This window comes from Buttiauxella cochleicola, from assembly GCF_021283185.1.
Taxonomy (GTDB): domain Bacteria; phylum Pseudomonadota; class Gammaproteobacteria; order Enterobacterales; family Enterobacteriaceae; genus Buttiauxella; species Buttiauxella massiliensis.
On sequence record NZ_JAJSOS010000011.1, the window covers coordinates 138,301 to 157,916 of the forward strand.

Annotated in this window: 15 protein-coding genes; 1 reads left to right on the forward strand and 14 read right to left on the reverse strand. The window is 52.6% G+C overall.

Annotated elements, in window-relative coordinates; all coding sequences use genetic code 11:
• The first annotated feature begins 121 nt into the window (after positions 1–121).
• A complete protein-coding gene (locus tag LVQ76_RS17355; protein WP_232922120.1) occupies positions 122–1,336 on the forward strand; it encodes a tyrosine-type recombinase/integrase in 1,215 nt (404 codons plus the stop codon).
• A gap of 309 nt (positions 1,337–1,645) precedes the next feature.
• Here LVQ76_RS17355 and LVQ76_RS17360 read toward each other — a convergent pair whose 3' ends face one another.
• The 14 genes from LVQ76_RS17360 to LVQ76_RS17425 form a co-directional block, all read right to left on the reverse strand.
• The gene (locus tag LVQ76_RS17360; RefSeq protein WP_232922121.1) at positions 1,646–3,007 is read right to left on the reverse strand and encodes a VasL domain-containing protein; all 1,362 of its coding nucleotides are present in this window, start codon (positions 3,005–3,007) and stop codon (positions 1,646–1,648) included.
• Between the two features lie 34 nt (positions 3,008–3,041).
• On the reverse strand, positions 3,042–3,491 hold the full coding sequence (gene tssE, locus LVQ76_RS17365) for a type VI secretion system baseplate subunit TssE (protein ID WP_232922122.1): 450 nt from the start codon (positions 3,489–3,491) through the stop codon (positions 3,042–3,044).
• Between the two features lie 22 nt (positions 3,492–3,513).
• Positions 3,514–4,053 carry a hypothetical protein gene (locus LVQ76_RS17370; protein ID WP_232922123.1) on the reverse strand — a complete coding sequence of 180 codons (540 nt, stop codon included), beginning with the start codon at positions 4,051–4,053 and terminating at the stop codon, positions 3,514–3,516.
• 7 nt (positions 4,054–4,060) lie between these two features.
• Positions 4,061–4,354: a bacteriocin immunity protein gene (locus LVQ76_RS17375; protein ID WP_232922124.1), complete on the reverse strand. Its 294-nt coding sequence runs from the start codon at positions 4,352–4,354 to the stop codon at positions 4,061–4,063.
• A 4-nt stretch (positions 4,355–4,358) separates the two neighbouring features.
• A complete protein-coding gene (locus LVQ76_RS17380; protein ID WP_255681629.1) occupies positions 4,359–4,976 on the reverse strand; it encodes a pyocin-S2/colicin E7-DNase domain-containing protein in 618 nt (205 codons plus the stop codon).
• A gap of 34 nt (positions 4,977–5,010) precedes the next feature.
• Positions 5,011–5,295, reverse strand: a complete 285-nt coding sequence (locus tag LVQ76_RS17385; protein ID WP_232922126.1) for a bacteriocin immunity protein — start codon at positions 5,293–5,295, stop codon at positions 5,011–5,013.
• Complete coding sequence (gene vgrG / locus LVQ76_RS17390) at positions 5,282–8,875, reverse strand: type VI secretion system tip protein VgrG (RefSeq protein WP_232922127.1); 3,594 nt, start codon at positions 8,873–8,875, stop codon at positions 5,282–5,284. Before vgrG ends, LVQ76_RS17385 begins: the two co-directional genes overlap by 14 nt.
• 4 nt (positions 8,876–8,879) lie before the next feature.
• The gene (gene tssJ, locus LVQ76_RS17395; RefSeq protein ID WP_232922128.1) at positions 8,880–9,404 is read right to left on the reverse strand and encodes a type VI secretion system lipoprotein TssJ; all 525 of its coding nucleotides are present in this window, start codon (positions 9,402–9,404) and stop codon (positions 8,880–8,882) included.
• A 44-nt stretch (positions 9,405–9,448) separates the two neighbouring features.
• A complete protein-coding gene (gene tssG / locus LVQ76_RS17400) occupies positions 9,449–10,531 on the reverse strand; it encodes a type VI secretion system baseplate subunit TssG (RefSeq protein WP_232922129.1) in 1,083 nt (360 codons plus the stop codon).
• Entirely contained in the window at positions 10,495–12,264 is a 1,770-nt protein-coding gene (gene tssF, locus LVQ76_RS17405) for a type VI secretion system baseplate subunit TssF (RefSeq protein WP_232922130.1), read from the reverse strand. The genes tssG and tssF overlap by 37 nt, the downstream gene beginning before the upstream one ends.
• Before the next feature lie 156 nt (positions 12,265–12,420).
• Positions 12,421–14,028, reverse strand: coding sequence for a type VI secretion system protein TssA (gene tssA, locus LVQ76_RS17410; RefSeq protein ID WP_232922131.1), 1,608 nt, complete (start codon positions 14,026–14,028; stop codon positions 12,421–12,423).
• The gene (locus LVQ76_RS17415; protein WP_232922132.1) at positions 14,025–15,041 is read right to left on the reverse strand and encodes an AcrVA2 family anti-CRISPR protein; all 1,017 of its coding nucleotides are present in this window, start codon (positions 15,039–15,041) and stop codon (positions 14,025–14,027) included. Before LVQ76_RS17415 ends, tssA begins: the two co-directional genes overlap by 4 nt.
• A gap of 2 nt (positions 15,042–15,043) precedes the next feature.
• On the reverse strand, positions 15,044–18,415 hold the full coding sequence (locus tag LVQ76_RS17420; RefSeq protein ID WP_232922133.1) for an ImcF-related family protein: 3,372 nt from the start codon (positions 18,413–18,415) through the stop codon (positions 15,044–15,046).
• Entirely contained in the window at positions 18,408–19,616 is a 1,209-nt protein-coding gene (locus tag LVQ76_RS17425) for a KPHS_23130 family T6SS system protein (protein ID WP_232922134.1), read from the reverse strand. Before LVQ76_RS17425 ends, LVQ76_RS17420 begins: the two co-directional genes overlap by 8 nt.

The following is a 19,616-nucleotide window of genomic DNA, read 5'->3' on the forward strand; positions in this document are numbered from 1 at the left end:
AATAACCCACCATTTCGGCATATTGACATCAACCAATGTCAGCTCAACTCCACCAGAATAAATCACTTACTGGGGGCCTATATGGGGGCTTACCGTGTTCAATAAAAAGTGAGGCCCCCAAATGCCGCTCAATGCACGTCAGATAGACACAGCAAAGCCCAAAGAAAAGATCTATAAACTCGCTGATGGCGGCGGGCTCTATCTTCAGGTCAATGTTAACGGCTCTAAATACTGGCGCATGAAATATAGATTTGCTGGTAAAGAGAAAAAATTATCCTTCGGGACCTACCCAGATGTTTCTCTTGCTAATGCTCGTGCTAGAAGGGAAGAAGCCAGAAAAATTTTGGCTGCGAATAATGATCCTGGTGAAGTTAAAAAAGCAGAACAACTTGCTAAGAAGAATTCTATCGAGAATACCTTTGAAGCTATCGCGACTGAATGGTATACCGCTAAAATGCCTAACTGGTCCGAAAACTATACAAGTTACGTGATCAGGGCATTTAAAAATAATGTCTTTCCTTATATTGGTTCTCGTCCAATCGATGGGATCAAACCTCTTGAACTTCTGTCGGTGCTACAACGCATTGAAAAACGTGGCGCGCCAGAGTTAGCCAGCAAAGTGCGGCAACGATGCGGTGAAGTTTTTCGGTACGCAATTGTGACGGGCCGAGCAGAGCACAACCCAGCGCCAGATCTTGCCAGCGCATTGCAAGGGCATCAAAAACAACACTACCCTTTTCTATCCGTAACTGAACTTCCAGAATTTCTTAGCAAACTGGGTTTGTACACCGGGAGCGTAATAACTCAGCTAGCAACCCGTTTACTCATGCTAACAGGTTTGAGAACAGTGGAGTTACGCATGGCTGAATGGAATGAAATTGATTTTGATAACAACGTTTGGGAAATACCAAAATCCAGAATGAAGATGAGACGGCCCCATCTGGTTCCGCTATCTACTCAAGCTATACATGCCCTTCGCCGCCTTGAACAGCTAACAGGTAACTACAAACTGATTTTCTCAGGGCGGAATGACGTAAACAAACCGATGAGCGAAGCCAGTATTAACATGGTAATCAAGCGTATAGGTTATGATGGCCGAGCAACTGGCCACGGTTTCCGCCACACGATGAGTACTATCCTGCATGAACAAGGCTATAACACCGCATGGATCGAGATGCAGCTTGCACATGTGGATAAAAACAGCATTCGGGGTACATACAACCATGCGCAGTATCTGGAAGGAAGACAAGAGATGATGCAGTGGTATGCGGATTACATTGACGATCTAGCTGATAACAAAATGGTTTCACATCGTTCGCTAGGTAAAAGTGGGTAATGAACATAACAGACATCTAGCCATCAAAGTGGTCAGATGTCTTTTTTTTATCATTTTTCACATGAATCGTCATGGGTGGTTACTTTACTTATTAGTTATGTGTACTGCTGGCTCACTACTGGAGCCTGACCGTTTATCTTCCATGGCTATATATGGACCAGAAGGCACCAGGACAAATGAACCTGTTCCTCGGTGATCTGCGTTTGATATTGTGGTGTCAAATCGTCTATCTCTTTGCTTAATCAGAAGCTTTAGTATCCCAATGCACAATCGAAATCGCAATACCATGCCTTAATGGTATGACTTCCCCTATTCCCTGTTCCTGGTTGTGACAAGCATGTAGGAATTGTTCAACTGCCTGAGCTGTAAATCTGCCCGGTTTTGTAAGTCTCTGGACACTGGCTGGTTTACAGGGGATGTTTGCAATTGCCTTATCAGCTCTTCGGCCGGAATGCTGTCATTGAATGACTTTGATATAGAGAACACCGCCGTTTTTAGCTCACTCACTGTCATGTACTTGCCCTTCTTTTCGTCCAGTTGGTTCAGTCTGTCCTGGAGTTTCTGAAGCTCAGTCACTCCCTGATTCCACCCACTAATACTGGAAGCAGGCAAAGAATTCGCCGCTAACTTCGACTGCCAGTCTTTTGAAACCATTTTTGACAGTTCGGTATCGGGGTAAAGATGACGAGTTTGCTCGACCAGTTGAGAGCCATATTGTAACGGCCAGTAAGGAGGTATGGTGATGAGTTCATCCAGCCGGGTTTTTATTGTCTTCGCATAGCTGTCACTGTTTGCTAACCATGCAGGTGAATCATGCCGTAGTTGATCAGCAACCGGAAGTGGCAAACTGGTTGGTAAAGCTTTGAGAGATGACATCACCGCCTCTTCATCGGGATGGCTAAACAATGTCGGTATGAATTTAAACGCGACGAGGCTCAATACCCCAGCCGTCAGCAACCCACAAAGAAACGCCAGACCGGGTGCGATTCGGGGTGCTGGTTTCTGTCTGACTTCGACATCAACCGTTGGCTGAGTATCTACGACATATACCCAACGTGGACTGTTGTTCACTTCTGGCACAAGGTCCTCTGCCCGTACTGGCAGCGTGACGTCAGTACGATGGCTTTCTAACTGGTCTGAGGATGTATCGCTATTTTCGAGCCTGACTACGGCATTTTTCAATATTTGCCGTAGCACGTCCGTCCCGGCTGCGTTGTGAAGCTCCAGACGTTGTAAGGCTTCACCTGTTGAGCTCAGTAATTTTTCGCTCTGGTACAGGGCTGGTAAATCGACTCTGTGAAATGACAGTGTCCGGAATATCTGCTGGAGACGTTTACTCAGGCTGCTGAGTATTTCAATACGGGCATGTGCCGATGCAGGCCACATCGCTGACCACTGATAACGTATCAGGGCATCAAGAATCGCCATGCCTTCATTGAAACCCTGTATACCTGCCAGGTTTGTTCTTGCCAGGGTAAACCATGCCGCCGTCTGGAGTTCGACACCATTGGTATCGAACAGATTTAATGCCAGTTTTTCAACATACTGCCAGTTCACGTCAGGACGAGCGGGATGGGATAGTTTTGCGAGTTCATCACGTAATGCTGAGAAATCTGGCAGTGTGCGGGGATCGCTTCCGGTTTTAAGGTGGCGTTCGGCTGAATGGAACATTGTGAAGTCCGTATCGAATGAGGGTGTGGGGGAGTTAAATAAACTGGTGTTTTTCCAGATACTGCTGTTGTTTCAGATGCCTGAGCATCACCTTACCTTCAGGCATGAATTCAGTGCCGTACCGCACAAGGCCAATTCCTTTCAGTTCGGCATCGATGGCGTAACGCAACTCTCCAGGTACTTCCTGTTCAAGCAGTGTGACATTGAGCGTCTGCAAACGAGGCTCATACTTCAGTAAAACGCCGGAAAGTGTATCTATCAGTTCATGGGCGGTTCCAGGCATGCCTTGCAGGATTTTAGTCATATCCGGTAAACCGAAATCTGGTAAATGAGAGATGGCACCCGCACGTGAGTTCAGTATCCGTTGGATATTATCCAGTACGGATAAAATAACCTGGCCCTCTTCATTTGCCAGTTCAAGGGGAAGGTCACCTGTGAAATTTCCAGTGAGAATTTCGTATAGCGAGGGTGATTTCCTGTCCATAGTAAATTTTATTCCTAACTGTTCATTTTACTGATAAAGGATATGACAATTTGATTTCAGGTGCGCCTGTTAAAACGCGATTTGATTTTTTCATTAAATAACCTAACATTTCATCACTCGTCAAATCCACATCAAACATTGAATCATCATCAAACCAATGGTCTGGGTGGTAAATAAGATCTGATGCATTTGAATTTGGAAAGTTAAGTTCTAAAGAATCAAGTGCATAATCATGCTGGGCTTCATCCCCTTCCGCATTATATACAAACTCAATGATTGCCTTTGCTTCATCGTATGATAAGTCATCACAATATTGTGCTTTATAAAAAGCAGTCTTAACAAATTCCTCAGTACCAATCCATGAATGATAATCGCGAAAATCACTAAATTCAAAATGCTTAACAGAAACAAGGTTCCACTGTCCTATTAATACATCCACTTCATCAGAATTTTCATCGTAACCGGAGTCGATCAAACTAGTTAGCTTATTAGCTATATCCGTCATTACCTCTATTTCTGAATCTGGAATGTCTAGTGGTATCAGTTTTATTGGTAATGGCATATTTATCTCAATACCTCGGGTGCGAGTCTTTGAAAAGAGGCAATCCTTGAGATTTCCTCCAATTCAATACTGTCTGGAGCAAACCTTCAGGAGTACATTGCGAATTATCCGCAGGATAAAAAATCAAATCACTTTTTTCCGGATGTTCTGTGACTTTGTCAAAGTGATTAGATAGGGTTGTTAAATAATCACTAAGAGCTTCACCTTTCAAGTTCTCCTGTCGTGAGCTCTTAAAAAATTCTTTCAAAAACAGTAAAAACTCTTGTTCAGTATATTCAGAAAATGAATCTTTAAGTTCCATATAATTACCTTCTATAATGAATTTCATCGTGAAGTTTCGGCGTCACAACTCGCAAGTTGTCCACATCATAAACTGCACCACCATCTTTTATTGGTTTAACATGGTGTATTTGGAATTTTTTTACAATTTCTTTTGGTCCTATATACCAACCAATTTTCGGAGAAATTGGGGAGCCGCTTTCCGAAATGATATCTTGATTTACGGGTGAAAATTGGGAAGACAGTTCTGGGTCTTTGCTGATTTCATTCCAAATATCCCCCCTTAAGTCATCGAATCTACTATATTTTCTTCCCCTCAATTTGTCTGCAATGTGAGCCGGGATTTTTGCTCCTTCTCCACTGTTGGTAACTGATAAGTCCAGCCAATATTTCCCATTTTCAATTTGAGCGCCATTGCCAGTGGCAGTTCCCGCTTGAGTCCTTGGGTCATCTTTCAAGTACACATAAATCGGCTTAATACCTGATTCCGCAGGGAACACCAGAATGTAATCGTTAAGATTACGTTCTTCCAGCACCGGGAATGGAGGGGGCGTGTATTCGTCTTTACCATCCGGGATCGGTGTGACCAGCATTGTCGCCTGGTCTATTGGCTTGATGTCGCTGCCAGTATGCGATTTAAGCAGTTTATGAACATTCTAGTTTCTTTTACTCGATTGCTTATTTAGAGTCCTTGAATAATTCTAAGCCCTTAGATGCTCTCCATTTTTTTATTTCTTCAAATATCCCCATTGGTGAGCATTCAATTTCATCTGGAGTGTTAAAAATCAGGCCATTACCGAGTGGGTGCTGGGTTGTTTTTACTACATGTAGTTGTAGGTCATCAATAAACTTTCTAAAATCTTTTGCATTTAACCCGTGTTTATTATCAAAAAAATTAGATAGCAGCTCGATAAACTCTGACTCAGTATAATCGCTTATTGTTTTTTCATTATCTATTAGCATTTTTATGTATTCCTATATGTAAGCGAGGAGTAGTAACGTTTATGTTATCCATATTAAACACTTCTCCGCCATGCTGGATTTCTTCTAAGTGATGAAGTTCAAAAGTCATTCTACCACCCACCTGTTCTGAAGGAATAGGATACGGTGCTAACCCCATTCTTATCAGGGTTTGGTTAGAAGGTTTAAAATCTTTCATAAGCTCTGGGCACTCAGCCACGGCAAGCCAAAATTCCTCTCTAAAATGGTTAAAGTTACGGAAGGATTTTCCTCTGAGTTTATCAGCAACCTGCGCTGGTACTGGTGCCCCCAGACCAGAGCTAGCGGCCTCAAGCCATTTTTCAGAACCTGATAGTGTCTCACCCTTCCCTGTTGCAACACCTGGCTCATCCCTCGCGGTTTTGAGATATACATAAATCGGCTTAATTCCGGAGTCCGCAGGGAATACCAGAATATAATCGTTAAGATCACGTTCTTCCGGCACCGGGAATGGCGGGGTCGTGTATTCGTCTTTACCATCCGGGATCGGTGTGACCAGTATTGTCGCCTGGTCTATTGGTTTGATGTCGCTGCCAGTATGCGATGGAAGGTCGCTTCCTTCCGGATTTTCTGGCGTCCAGGTGATCAGTGGGCCATCCACACCATGAGCGGGTGTGAACTCATAACGGTTGTTGGCTTCCACCCACTTCATGTCGGCCGTTCGCACACCTTCATACGGCGTACCTTCACCTGTGTGGACACCGTAAACACGCATATTGCCCTGGTCATCGGCATGCCAGAAAAAGCGTACCCGGGTTGTGGCTTTGGCACCCGTTAGCGCTTTTTGTCGCAACTCTTCTTCGTACCAGTATTCGTCCCGACCAGGAACTTTGTCGCTTCCTGCCCCCGCTGAAGGGATATATAGCGCGGACATCATCGCTCCCACGTATGGAATTCCACGGGCGGCACCCAACACGCCAGTAAGAGACCATTCCCCCCATACCTGAGTCATAACGCCAGCAGTTGTTCTGGCAGCCAGCGCTCCCCCTCCTAAAGCAAGCGGTGCGGCTGAAGCTTCAGCCGGTGCTACTGAACTCTCACTTCCGGGTTTTCGCCGTTTGGCAGACTGTGCATGTTGAACGACTTCATCATCATGCTCATGTTGATGACCATAACCGCAGCAGTCGTCCTCAACTGGCTGGGCAAAAATCGTCATTTCACCAAAGTTATCGACAGGCTCTTCGTTTGTCCCGGCGTCAGTACACCCTTTCTCTTTCAGGCATGATTTGGCATAAACCGGCGTCACCCATGGCGTCAGCGTTTCAGGATTAAATTCACGCATTGTTGCCGGAGGCGGCAGGCTGACTGTATTCAGCGGTAGCGCATTAGGTGCAGCAAACATCGTCCTTTTCACCTTGCGGATATACGACGCTGTCGTGCCGTACTCCACCTTCCCCGCCTCCAGCTTCAGATAACTGCCGCCGCCAATCAGCGTGATGCGCTTCTTCCCGGCAAATGAGATGTCACTTTCTGAGGTAAACGTCAGTTTCTTTTCTGCAAACAGCCGCATGCTGGCGTTCTGTGCCTGCATGTCTATCGGGCCTTCCCCTGCTTTCAGGCTTAGCTGCCCGGTGCGGGCAAACAGCCCCAGTTTCTCCCCTGCAAGGGCGGTCATATTGCCCATCACTCCGGCACTGATATCGCCCCCGGCATTGATGGCGAGGTTTTTTGTGGCCGTCAGTTGCAGGTGTTCGCCGCTGGTGAACGCTATCCCTTCAGGTGCCGAGAACAGTATCGCTTCGTTGAGCGGCTTCAGCCGCTGCTCAAACATCTGTATCTGGCTGTCGATATCCGCCTTCAGCGCCTGGGCCTGCTCTGCGGCCATTTCAAGCTGTTGCAGTTGCTGGTTCAGCTGGTCGATTTCCTTCAGGGCGGCATCCATATCCAGCACCTCGCCCTGGGCTTTGCTTTGCCCGTCCGCACTGACAAACAGCCCTTTACCGGCGCGGATTGTGCCCCGTTCGTCGGTGCGTAACTCCGTGCCGGTGCCACGGGGCTTGCCCTGCGCATCCACCAGATGCCCGGTGTTCAGCTGGGTTTTGCCGTATTCCGTCGCGAGCTTGATATGCTCCTCGCCGCGCTGGTCCTCCATCCGCAGTTTGTTGTTGGCAGGCGTTCTGAGGACGTTGCGGGTGTGATTGTCCCGGTTAACAGGGTCCGGGTGTTCAGAGTCGTGCATCGCATGGGAAATATACGGCAGGTCGATATCGCCATTGCTGTACGCAATCGCCACTTCTGTCCCGTCGATAAGCGGTGTATGCCAGCCGAGAGTGTCACCCGAATACGGTTTCGCCATCCGCAACCACAGATAGCCGTACCCTTGTTCCGTCCCTTCCCGGTCAAAGTCCAGCTTCACGCGGTAGCGGCCCGGTTCATCCAGGTGGGCATAGATATCGTTCTTCTCACGGCTTTCAATTCGCGCAGGCAGGGTGCCGTGGATTTCCGGGCGCGGAATTTCAACCGGGCGGAAGCTGTAGCGCTCGCTGTACGGCATCCCTTCGACCGACACATGCAGGCGGGTATCACGGGCTGCACGGTAAGTGATAAGGGTAATAATCACGCCCTCTTTCAGGGCGCTGATAACCGCGCCCTGCGGCTCCAGCACCTGGCCCGGAGTCAGACCCGAGGCATTACTGTCCAGACTGACACGGGCTGATTTATTCAGTTCGCGCTCGTGATGAATGCGAGCATAAAACGCCCCGCTCTCCGTTTCCGGCTCCGGGTCGGTGTCATCCCCGGCTTCGCGGTAAGGGGCGGCGTAGCGGTAATGTTCGCCTGTCATGCTGGCGTTCTGCCGCACACTCACTGCCGTATCCAGTGGGGTACTGGCGGTCCGGTAGTTGTAATCACGCGTGGCAACCGTGCCGGTCACCACCTGGTTTTTAGTGCGCACATCCCACACTGACTCCGCCGCACCATCGTAAAGACCGGACGGCTCGCTGTACGGCAGGCGCACATCAAACTGGTAGTTGAGCTGGCTGTCGGCAAAGAGGTAGACATCCATTTCCCGGGTGCTGTCCATCTCCGTGCGCCAGTAAATCCCCACTTCCGACAGAATGCGCTGCACAAATTCCAGGTCGGTTTCCCGCCACTGGGTGATAAGTTCACGCGCCGGATAGGTCCGCTCCAGGCGAAACTCAAAATCCGGCCCTTCCAGCCCGTGCTGGCGCAGGACCTGTTCAACCACTTCCGGCACGGACTGGTTCTGAAACACGGCACACTGGCGGGTGAAGGAGAGCAACGCCAGGCGGGAGCTTAACGTCACTTTGTAATGCGACTGGTCTCTGGTGGTGGACAACCATTCCAGACGGGTAATGATGCCATGAACGTTTTTGCCACTGCGCATCCGCAGGGAGGCATATTTCATCAGCACCTGTTCCGGGGCAATGTTGCCCTGCGGTGTGGTGAATTCAATCTCCCAGGCAAACGGCTCGCTTAACGCTTCCCGCCCGGTGAAATTCAGCACATCGGGTTTCACGGTGCTGTCGTTAATATCCAGACAATAGCGTGTCTGCCCGTCAAAAAGGGCTAACCAGTTATCCATCACATTACTCCTTTACCGGCACGAGGCTCAGCCAGCCATCACCCAGCTCTATGGTACGCGGTTTGTCCGGGTCGAGGTCATCACGGGTCAGTACCAGCCGCCAGCGGTTGTCTTTCATATCCGGTCGGTTGAACAGGGCCACCACCGCCACGAACTGCGCATTTTCATCCATCGGCATATTGAGCGACACGCTGCCTTTCGGCATCACCAGCAGCTCTTTTGAGGCCAGCACATCCTCTTTGAGTACCGTGTCGGCGTTACGCAGCAACGCCTGATAATCTGCGGCATCCACACCTTTACGGTCTTTGAGCTGGTACACACGCACCATTGTCGCCAGTGGCGTCTGGGCCCCATCAGTATTGATTGCAGTACGGGGCGTAAAATCCAGATGCAGTGTTTTGATTTTTTTATAAAAGATGGATTTCGTCAGACTGACTGTGCCATCCGTGACGATCTGGGTCAGGCCGCAGCCTGAAAGCAGGCAGCAGGCGACAAGCGTCAGCGCCCACAAGCGGGTAACTGTTGCCATTCAAAAGTTCCTTAATTGAAAAGAGGGGAAGCGGGATGACGTGCTTAATCGAAGCGGTAGTGGCCGTCTTCTGCCGGTGCCAGCATCTGGCATTGCAGCCCTGCATAGCAACCCAGACTGACGGTCAGGGTTTCACGGTTATCGCTGAGTTTACCGTCTTTCAGTCCGAGCAGACCGGTACGCCCCAGCTGAATACGTCGGCCTTTCCCCAGTCGTGGCTCAGGTAACAAGCGCACCGGTACAGTCAGGCGTAACCGCGCATCACTGCGGTAGCCGAGATACACGCGCATCAGTGCCAGCAAATCAGTATGGATATGACCGCCTGGTAACCAGCCTTCGGCTTCCTCCGGGTCGTCAGTAACCAGTGTCACCAGCACCCGGCTGCATGCTTCTTTGGCGGTTTTGCCCAGTGTCGCTCGCTGTGAAAGTTGAACACGGTTTCCAGCCCCTAACCCGCTGCGGTTATCGATATGCACTTTGACCGGATCGGGTTCAGTGATGGTCGCCCGGGTATGCGGGGCCAGCAGGCTGACCAGTGCCCGGATACCTTCGGCATTGCGGGTCGGTAAGCGCATGGTGCCCAGTAGCGCCAGGAATCGGGATACGGGGGTTGCCACATGTTCAGCCGTACCCGGAATGCCGAGGCCCACCAGACCCAGCAGACACTGGGAAGTGGCGTCACGGCCCCCGGCTTCAAACGTGGCCGGGTACGCGTACTTGCGCCAGATCCGGTAATACTGGGTGGTGATACGGTGGCTGAAGATATCCAGAAACGAGGTGACCGCTTCATGCCCTTCCCGGCGCTGCGCGATATCATCGAGATAAGCACTGGGTAACGGAGAATCCACACCGTACATTCCCAGAAAAGTCGTGCGCACGGTCGGCGGACGTTCGGGATGATCTTCATCCGTCTCAACCGCCTTCAGCGTGCTGACCGGGAATCCCATCCCCGGCCAGGGGCGAAAACGCACCGGATCATTTGCCAGGTGGCTGGTGGCCCCGAGCTTCGGTGAATCCGGATTTTCCTGCTCCAGCAACTGGCAGAAACGATAAAAGTTAGCTCGCCAGATATCTTTGTTGAGGGCAAGTGTCAGCCCGGTACGTGCTGGCTGTGGAATTCTTTCCATCGCAGTCGTTTCCCTGTCGGTTGCAGCACCAGCGTGAGCTGGTTAAAGAGGTGAATATCTGCATAAAGCGCGAAGAAGCGATGCAGCATTTCGCCAAAGAGATTCACATCCCCCTCACCAGCAAAATTATCCATGTTCAGCGTGACTTCGATATCCACGCCCCGCAGCATAAAGCCCTTTTCAAAGCGCCGGATCAGGGTGTGCTTCACCGCGACAATAGCTTCCAGGCGACGGCGGTTCATCTCATCGTCGGTCCAGTCATACAACGCCAGCGTCCCCCGCAGCACTTCAGGGTTATCCATCATGCTGAGGAAGTTTGACCCCAAATGACTCATCACCCGCCAGTGGAAGCGGTCATTCGCCGGGGGATACAATGGCATCGTCGGGGCAGAAACATTCAGCACCCGGACCGGGACTTTGCCTGCTTTGACGACCCTGTCTAACAGGGTGCTTTCCAGTGCCTTACGCGGGAGCTGACCGTTGGTGCCGGTGATCCGCATCGAAAGGGATTCGGGCTTCTCAGACAGCTGATCCAGTTCAAACGAGCGGCCACCGAGAATAAGCCAGGTGTCATAAAGGCCCGATGCACCGCGTTTCACCCGGGTATGGAAATAGCGTTCTGGCGCATCGTGTCGCATCATGCCGCCCCGGTGCCGGAAGCTGGTGAACGGCACATACTGGTGTTTGCCAAGTTTCACCGCACCGTGGATGTTATCAACGCTGTAAATCTCAGTGTGACCGTCCTGAAGACGCAGCGGCCGCAGCAGGTATTCATTATCCAGTGGGTTAAGCGTCAGCGGGTCGGCTTCGAGTGTGAAGAGATTGATAACCGGCGCACAGTGCAGGCGGAAGTTCTCGGTCTCAAACGGCAGATCGGATGACCAGGCTTCGCTGAGGACAATGTCGATTTCAAACCAGGTGCTGAGCGCATTCAGCCCGATGGTTTCAAGACCCCGCAGCTCAACAAACATAAACTTTGGACGGAAGCTGAAGTATTCCAGCAGCAGCTGATAACCACTGAAGGCGGAATCCGCTTTCTTCCACAGGCCGTCATTATCATCAAAGCCCATCGGCTTGCACCAGCCCTCAAACTTATGACGTTCGGTGCGGGTTCCGGCGTGACGGGCGTACATGGCATGAACACGACGGGTCATCGCCAGATGCAGGGCGGAGCTGATCGGGCTTTCGGCATTGAGAAAAATGGCAACTTTGTCGATCCCGCCTTTACTCCAGTCCACCTTCTCCGGGCATTCAAAGCGCAGACGAATAGCAGAGCGTCCATCGGTTTCGGTATGAAGGCGTACATCTGCAATGTGCAGGGGTTGTAAAGGCACATCCCGCGTGGTCCGGTACTGGCAGGCGGTTTTGTGTGGCCCCACCGGGCGGGACAGAACGGAGAATCCCTCCGCCAGCGTTTCCGCCTGGCGCAGACTTTGCCAGTCCGGTGAAAACTCAACGATAGCCAGGGATGGAATGGTCCGCATGTAGTGCGGCCATAACAGACTCACCAGCCCTTCGGTCAGCTCCGGCAGGTCGTCATCGAGCTTTTCACGCAGACGCCCCATCAGGAAGGCAAAGCCTTCAAACAGGCGTTCTACGTAAGGATCACGTGCGCCGGGTTTATCCAGATTGAGCATTGCCGCCCGGTCCGGGTGCGCCCGGGCAAATTCTTTACCGGCCTCACGCAGGTAGCGCATTTCGGCCTCAAAATAGCGCAGGGTTAAGTCATCCATGCACGGGTATCCTGAAAGTTATATACCCTAAATAACTGGAGTTGCATCAAGGCGGCAAGAGAGTGCATCCCGATGAGCTTACTGAAGTAAGTGATTCGGGTAAGCGAAAGCAGCCAACACAGAGGCAACTTCAGGTATGACGGGTAAGACAAAAAGTTAGCCACAGAGCACCATGGCACGGGCAGGATCGATAGCAATCAGACCCGCAAGTAATGTATCCATCTCAGGCATCAGCCGGGCTTTATCACTTTCACTGCGACCGGCTTTCATGCGCAGGAGTTTGAGGCGTCGTGCCTGTACCTCAAATAACAGGCCCGGCTCCCAGTCACCCAGCGTCAGTTGTGGGGCGCTGGTGGTCAGTTCGCCCAGCAAATGCAGCGCCATTTCGTTACGTCCGAACTGTTCAGCGACACGGGCCATCAGCAGACGTACCAGCCAGCGCTGTCGGGGGGAATCGAGCCCCGGTCGGGACTGAAGCCAGGTCATTGCTGACTCGGGGCCTTCACTGTCTCCTTTCTCCATCGCTTCGGACTCAAGTAACAGCACATCGTCTCCCTGCCCATTTGCCACCGTTGCCGGTTCATCACCGAACATCCGCACTTCTTCATTCACCTTTTCGGCTATCCAGCCTGTGGTCACCTCATCAGCAAACGGAGTACCATCATTCCAGGCCAGTCCTTCCAGCCCCGGCATTCGCTTCAGGAACAGGCGCAGATCCAGCAGCACGGAATCAGACCAGCTTTCCCAAGGTTGACCCGCATGGCTGAGCCCCTGCCAGAGATACCACTGAAGGTCGAGCCAGAAATGGTTGACCCCTTCGCAGTACATCTGACTGGCCTGCTCCACCAGCTCAGTCCAGTTTTTTTGCAGGTACAACCGTTTCAACTGTGCCCGGTACTCCGGTTTCGGCGGGACCAGTCGGGAACGTCCACTGCTGTCCAGCGGAGGGATCTGATCGACCGTATCCCAGCGCACCGTTTTCATCAGCCGGTGCGAAGCCAGCCAGCCCTGTGGTTGTTCACCCAGCCAGCGGGAAAGTAACTTTGCCTGATCCAGTAAATCGCGACCGGACTTGACGGTCGTAAGCTGGGGGGACTGAGAATGGGCAGATTCGTACCCGGGTTCAGGGGCGCTGCTGTTCTGGGGAATTAATGCGTCCATTCCACCGGAACGCGCCAGACGATTCTCAAGCGCCGTGCAGAGTCCGGCAAAAGACGGTCTTTCATTCTCAGGCCAGTCAGCAACGGCATTTGCCAACAGACTTATCGCCCCAGCAATGAGCGCGGCATCGTCCCGATCTACTTCCGGCCAGAGCGAGAGCGTATCTAGCACTTTTGTGCTGCTGAGCCATTCAAGAGCCGCTTTCCGGGCAACAGGGCGCTGAGGATGGCAAAGCTTGCCGTAGCGTGACAACATCGCCACCATCAGCAGCAAACCTTCCGCCAGCCCTTTCTCTCCGTCGCGGCTCAGTCGGGCCTGGATGTACCAGGTCACCACACGAATATCTTTGGCACTTTCGCAAAGACACTTTTCCGCTAATGCACAGAGTTGCTCCGGGTCTGTGCCGGAGAGCTTATTGATCTCTTCGCGCATCAGTTGGAAATTGTCGTCATACGCCGGGTCGTCTCCGGTTTCCTGCTCAGGACTGAGTGGCAACAACCAGTTATCCCAGAGAGGGAGAGCATCGGATGCCCGGGCAATGAGGTTTTGCTGATCTTGCTGATGGGTCGTGCATGCGGATAACAGGGCTTCCGGTGAACTCATTCTTTTTCCCGTTTGTTATTCTCTTTGATAAATCTCACGACGGCGTCAAGTTCGTCGTTCTGGCCGTTCACTATCTGTGGCGCTTTCCATTTCAGTAACATGCTTTTCTCTTCCCCCTGTGTAGGTTTCCCCTTCCAGTAGGTTTGCCAGTGGGCTTTTCTGACGTGGGGGCGCAGGCGGCGATGAGATTGAGTGCCAGGCTCCTTAAGCGAACTGTCACGTTCCGGTCGAGATGGCTGACGGAGTGCAGCCCCTGCACGAACCCCGGCGTAGATTTGCACCGGTTTCTTTGGTGGAATGAATCGCTGATGTTTTCCTACTCGCCTTGGTGGGGGACGAACAGGTTTACCTTGTGTGCCCCACTCACTGTTTTCTGAACATAGCCAGAACAGCACCGGCAATACGGCCTGCCAGAAACTGCGGACCCCTTCCACCTGCTGGCCGATCCCCGTGGAGACAGGATCGGTCAGCGGAAGATATTCCATGCCGAGCGGCAGGTTTTGTGATTTTTCCGGATGTTGTGCCAGCGTCAGAGCAAGAAGAGCATCTGTCCCGTTGTCGTGATCCGCGAGGGTGAAAAATGCGCCCATCAGAGCACCCTGCCCCTCGGAAAAGACCGTGTCAGCAGGAAAGTCGAGCCAGAAACCCCAGAAAGGTAAACGACGGAGTAATTCTCCGGAAAGCGAATCAGACTGTTTTGTTTCAATGAGCACTCGGAAAAGGGATTCATCGCAATGGAGCAAGGTTTTGCCGGTTCGCCATGCCGCCAGCGTCATGTAAACGATGTGCGGAGGGAAACGCTGCATGAGCACAGGGCAAAGAAACCCCTCCTGAGGCGTCGGGTTGTGTTTCAGCCAGTCCGCAAGCCAGGCTTTGCACTCGCGAAATCGCATAAACCGCCAGGGGGCAAGTGGGTCTGTTTCCCGCCACTTGTCCACCTTGCTGAATATGCCCGGTGACCAGCCCTCCACCTGTCGGGCAAAAGCCAGTGCAGGATGAATATTCCCGCCCATCGCTACTCTGACCCCTCAGCGACGGGGTCAACATTAAAAATGGACACCGGCAGCTTGAACCCCTGAAGCTTCAGCAATGCCAGCGGACCGTCGCCAAGCTCGCTGCGCATGACAAACTTCAGTGGGTTGCCATCCTGACTTATCCACACCAGTTGAGTGCGGCTTCCATCAAGGGGGATGACCTGCGCCCTTTCCAGTAATCGAATGAACCCCCAGTTGCCCTGGTTGTTGGTATAGAGCTGCATACCACTGTTCACACTCCGCCAGCTGAGGCTTACGCCCGGGTACCAGGTGTTCCCCGGCCAGGTAAAGCTTTGCCAGCTTTCCATCTGGTTGAAGAAATCCAGTTTTTGCTCATCGAGCGAGAGCTGTATACGGGCCACATCCCGTGACGGACGGGCCATCAGTTCAAAGTGAACACTCGCATCGCCCTGGGCAAATACAATGTCTGACAGTTCGGCCAGCTGGTTAATCGCCCGGAGGAAATCAGGGTTCACTTCCATCCCCTGGCTTGCAGCGGCATCGACCACCCAGCGATTGCCCTCCTGGTGGAGGATGCCACCAAGGTTGGTTTTCAGGAATGTGGTAATACGACCGGAGTCACTTCGCAGGAACTGTGCCAGCAGCGGCAGTGAGGCATCGCTTCCTGTTGCTTTGAATGGATAGCGACCAGCAAACGCTTTGTTCCATTGATCCACAATCGTGGTCTGCCAGCGGGTATTCAGGCTCCCCGCAGCCGGTGCCAGTACCTGCCGCCAGGCCAGATCCAGTGGCTGGACAAACAGCGACTGACCGAAACCGCTCCACTCCTGCCCCAGGCTTGCTGCCACCAGACTGCCGTAATCACGCGTATCGGTCAGATCGATGGCTTTACCCTGAAACACGGTCTGGGCCAGCATCTGGGACATCGCCTGCGGGTCGGGCGCACTGGTGACCTGCTGAAGCTTCAGGCGAACCTGAGTGACACGGGCCAGCCATGACTGGAAGCTCAGATTGCCGTTATTGCCGGTTCCCTCTTTTCCTTCCATCAGTCCCATCAGTGGACCAAAGACACCCTCAAGTGGGCCTTTTGGCCCCTGAGCCTGCTCAATAAACTGTTTTGCATTCTTCTTTTTGCCGATCAGTTTCTTCGCGGAGTCCACAATCGAATCCGCCAGCGCCTCGCCTTGCTGCCCTGTTTTGCCCTGCCAGGCGAGCGTGTTCATTAGCGCCACCAGAGGTGACTGGCGAACATCGCCAATGAGGTTTAACTGGGCAATGGCTTCTGAAAGGGAACCTGCTTCCTGCCACTGAATGCTGTTGACCATGTTGAGCCAGGCATTCCCGAAATCGGTAAAGTAGCGTTCGGTCAGTCGGGCTTTCAGCGCTTCCGGGGCAATATCACTTCCCGGCTGGTGGGTTTTATCCGTCAGTACCCAGTCAATTTCATCGCGGCGGGTTTTGACCACCTCGTCAATTGCATCCTGAACCTGCTCTTCCCAGGCCTGGCGGGTGAACATCCCCGGCACCACTTCGTCGGTACTGAACACCGTCGAGGCATCGGTATCACCGGTCATATCAGCCAGCGTTAAATCAGGCCAGTTGCTGGCAATACGTTTGAGCATGTCCTGATACAGCCCTGATTCTGCGTTACGCTGACCTATCTGCTTGAGTAAAATCTGGCGCACAGTGCTGATAAGTTCAGCGTCAGGCTTAATTTTCCACTCCGGGTGCGCCGGGAGATTTTGGGCGTAAAAGCCCAGCAGTTTCGGAGCCAGCGCCTGCCAGGTGCCGTCAGCCACGCCCTGGCGCTTCGGCCAGACCGCCAGCACATTTTTCGCCAGCCACCCGGCTTCCGCTTTATCCGGTCGGGACATCATCAGATAACTTTTCAACACATCGTAGGCGCGTTGTGTGCCCTGTGTACGGGCATCACTGGCCGGGGGGAGCTGCACAAAAGCGTTCAGTTGCTGCTTCAGATGATCGGCGGTGGCATCACGCATTAACAGCGCGTTGTTACGGGCATATAACGGCCAGAGTGCCGCCAGCGTGTCATGGTCCTGATTGAGACCGAAGCGGGTGTACCACGGCGCACCGGTCGCTTCACGATTTTGCAGACGGGCAATAGCCTGCTGAAGCATGAGCTGGTTACGCAGTCGTTCAGTCAGCGGCAGTGTTGTATCGGCGGCAAGACGCGCGGTGCTCTGTGCCTGGTAAATCTGCGCACGGTTGACGGTAAGAGACAGCAATGTACCGGCACCCCACAGGACAATCAGGCTCAGAAGTAATAAACGCAGACCCTTAAGCCAGTCAAAGGAGAGCTTTCTGGAGCGCACGGCGGCACAGTCATCAATGACGGCAGTCCAGGTCGGTGAGTCGATTCGGGTGTTTGGCACTGTACCGGCGACAGCCAGTTCCGGGCTGAACAGGGTACCTCGCAGGCGATACGCGGCGGAGCCCTGCATCAGTCCGTCCAGTAACACCTTCATGCTGGTTTTCAGATCGCTCTGTAAACGGGAAGAGAGTTGCAGGAACCAGTCATGTTGCGGGTTCTTCAGAAGCTGTGACATCCCGACCTGCCGCAAACGTGGAACCAGCGTATCCAGAGTGGAAACCGCGTCCTGCGGCGTGGCACCCGGACCGAATATCGCGCCGGTTGCCACGGACTCTCGCCCTTCCTGATTGCCTGATTCTTTGTCCGTCAGCCATAGCCAGACCGGAGCCTGCCAGCCCAGCAGGTGATCGGCTTTCTGACGGCAACGTAAAAAAGCGTCACGCTCAACGTCAGTCGGCAAAGCGGCGGTATTCATCACCTGCACGATGCCATCGACGGGATTGCCGGAACGCAGGCGTTTTAATTTTGACAGGAAAACGTCATCCGGAAGAGACTGTGCGTCTCCGCAATAAATCAGCACATTGCCGTCGCCCTCCTGCCAGAGGTCATGACACAGACCCGGAGCCACCTTCTGGACCTCGTCCTGATTGCCCATGACCAGCAGGATACGGACCTTACGCTGCCAGCGGCGTCCGTATCGCAACTGAAGGTGTTCAGCTATAAGCTCTTCATTGAAAACAGGTTCATCGTCGTCTTCTTCACCGGCAATCGCTTGTTTAGCCGGGGGGACAACCTGATTCTTGTTTTGCCCCCAGTGAAGGTATAAGCCAGATTTACCCGCATAATCGAATGCCTTTTCAACCAGCCATCCCAGGAGAAACAGCGTAGCGACGATGACAGCACATACTGAAAGAATTCGCTGTCCATCATACGGCCCGAACCCGATGGATGAAGCCACCTTCTCCGGGAACGCGAAAAACAGAAATGCAACGATGGCTGTCAGAAAAAAGACGACAGTGACGGCGGAGCCGATGAGTGTTTTGACCTTGACCTTAGACATTCTTAGGCGTTCCCTTGCGAACTTCTTCTTTAGTGATAACGGTGACCCAGATGTCATCTTTGTCAGCGGAGGGTTGTGCGGCAATCACCTGTACGCCACGCTGCGCAAAGGCTGAGTCGGCAAGCGCGATGGCAAGCCACGGTGCGGCATGGCCGGTATACCCCAGCACCGGGTCGATACTGAAATTATCTTCTGACAGGCTGAATTTGACCGCGTTTTCTTCGCAGGCATTATTCCAGCCACTGCCCTGTGTCAGTGCGGGGCCAGAAAACCAGCTGCCCTGAAGCTTTTCAGGCTGCACGTTGGCCCATAACAGGGCCCGTGTGAGCGTTTTAGTCAGCGTGCTCTCTGTGCCCCGTTCCGGGCGATGAAGCCGCAGTGCATCCAGGTAAGAGAGTGCTTTACGGTTGCTGAGGACCAGCATCGCGATAGCATCAGCGTCTCGTTCAGTGGGGTTAGCAGGTAGCGACAGCGTCATCGCAACCAGAATGCCCGGGTTATCCCAGCGCTTATCCAGCCAGGCATCCAGTGCGGCCAGCCCTTTACCCGACATCAGGCGGAAAACGCGGCCTGTTTTCTGTAATAGTTCAGCCCTAATCTGATCTTCTATCAGCGGTAAAACATCGCTGTCTCCATCGAGCACCAGCCAGCAAGGAAGCCCACCCGGTAGAGGCTCTACAATGCTTTCAATGCGTGAGGTCAGTTTGGATACGGTAGATTTCAGCTCTTCAGACAAACTGGCCTGGAATGCTGTCAGTGCAGCATAACGAACTGGTTTAGTGCATCCCCTGGGTTGCGAAAAGTCGACAGCCGGTGCAGAGCGGGTCATTGCGGTCAACAGGTCACCGACTTTATTTCCGGAAGGCGTCTGAACAAGGGTGCCAAGAATCCAGGCACAACGCTGACCGCGCTGAATTTCACGTTCAATGAGTGTTTCACGCTCAACGTTTCCGGACTCAGCCCCCACCTGTTCGGCTTTATAGGCAAACCGACGCAAACCAAAAATGAGGCCCCAGGTGCAGAACGGCAGACCCAGAGCCGTAAACCAGAAAACAAAACCTGTGCGCTCTGTCGTCCATCCCCAGAGTGTGAGGGCAATGCCTCCCAGCATGACAAATGCGAGGAACAGCAGCCATCGCCGCGTACTGGGCCGGACTATCCTGGTTGCCTTTTCGGGGATGGCATCCAACAGAACGGGCAT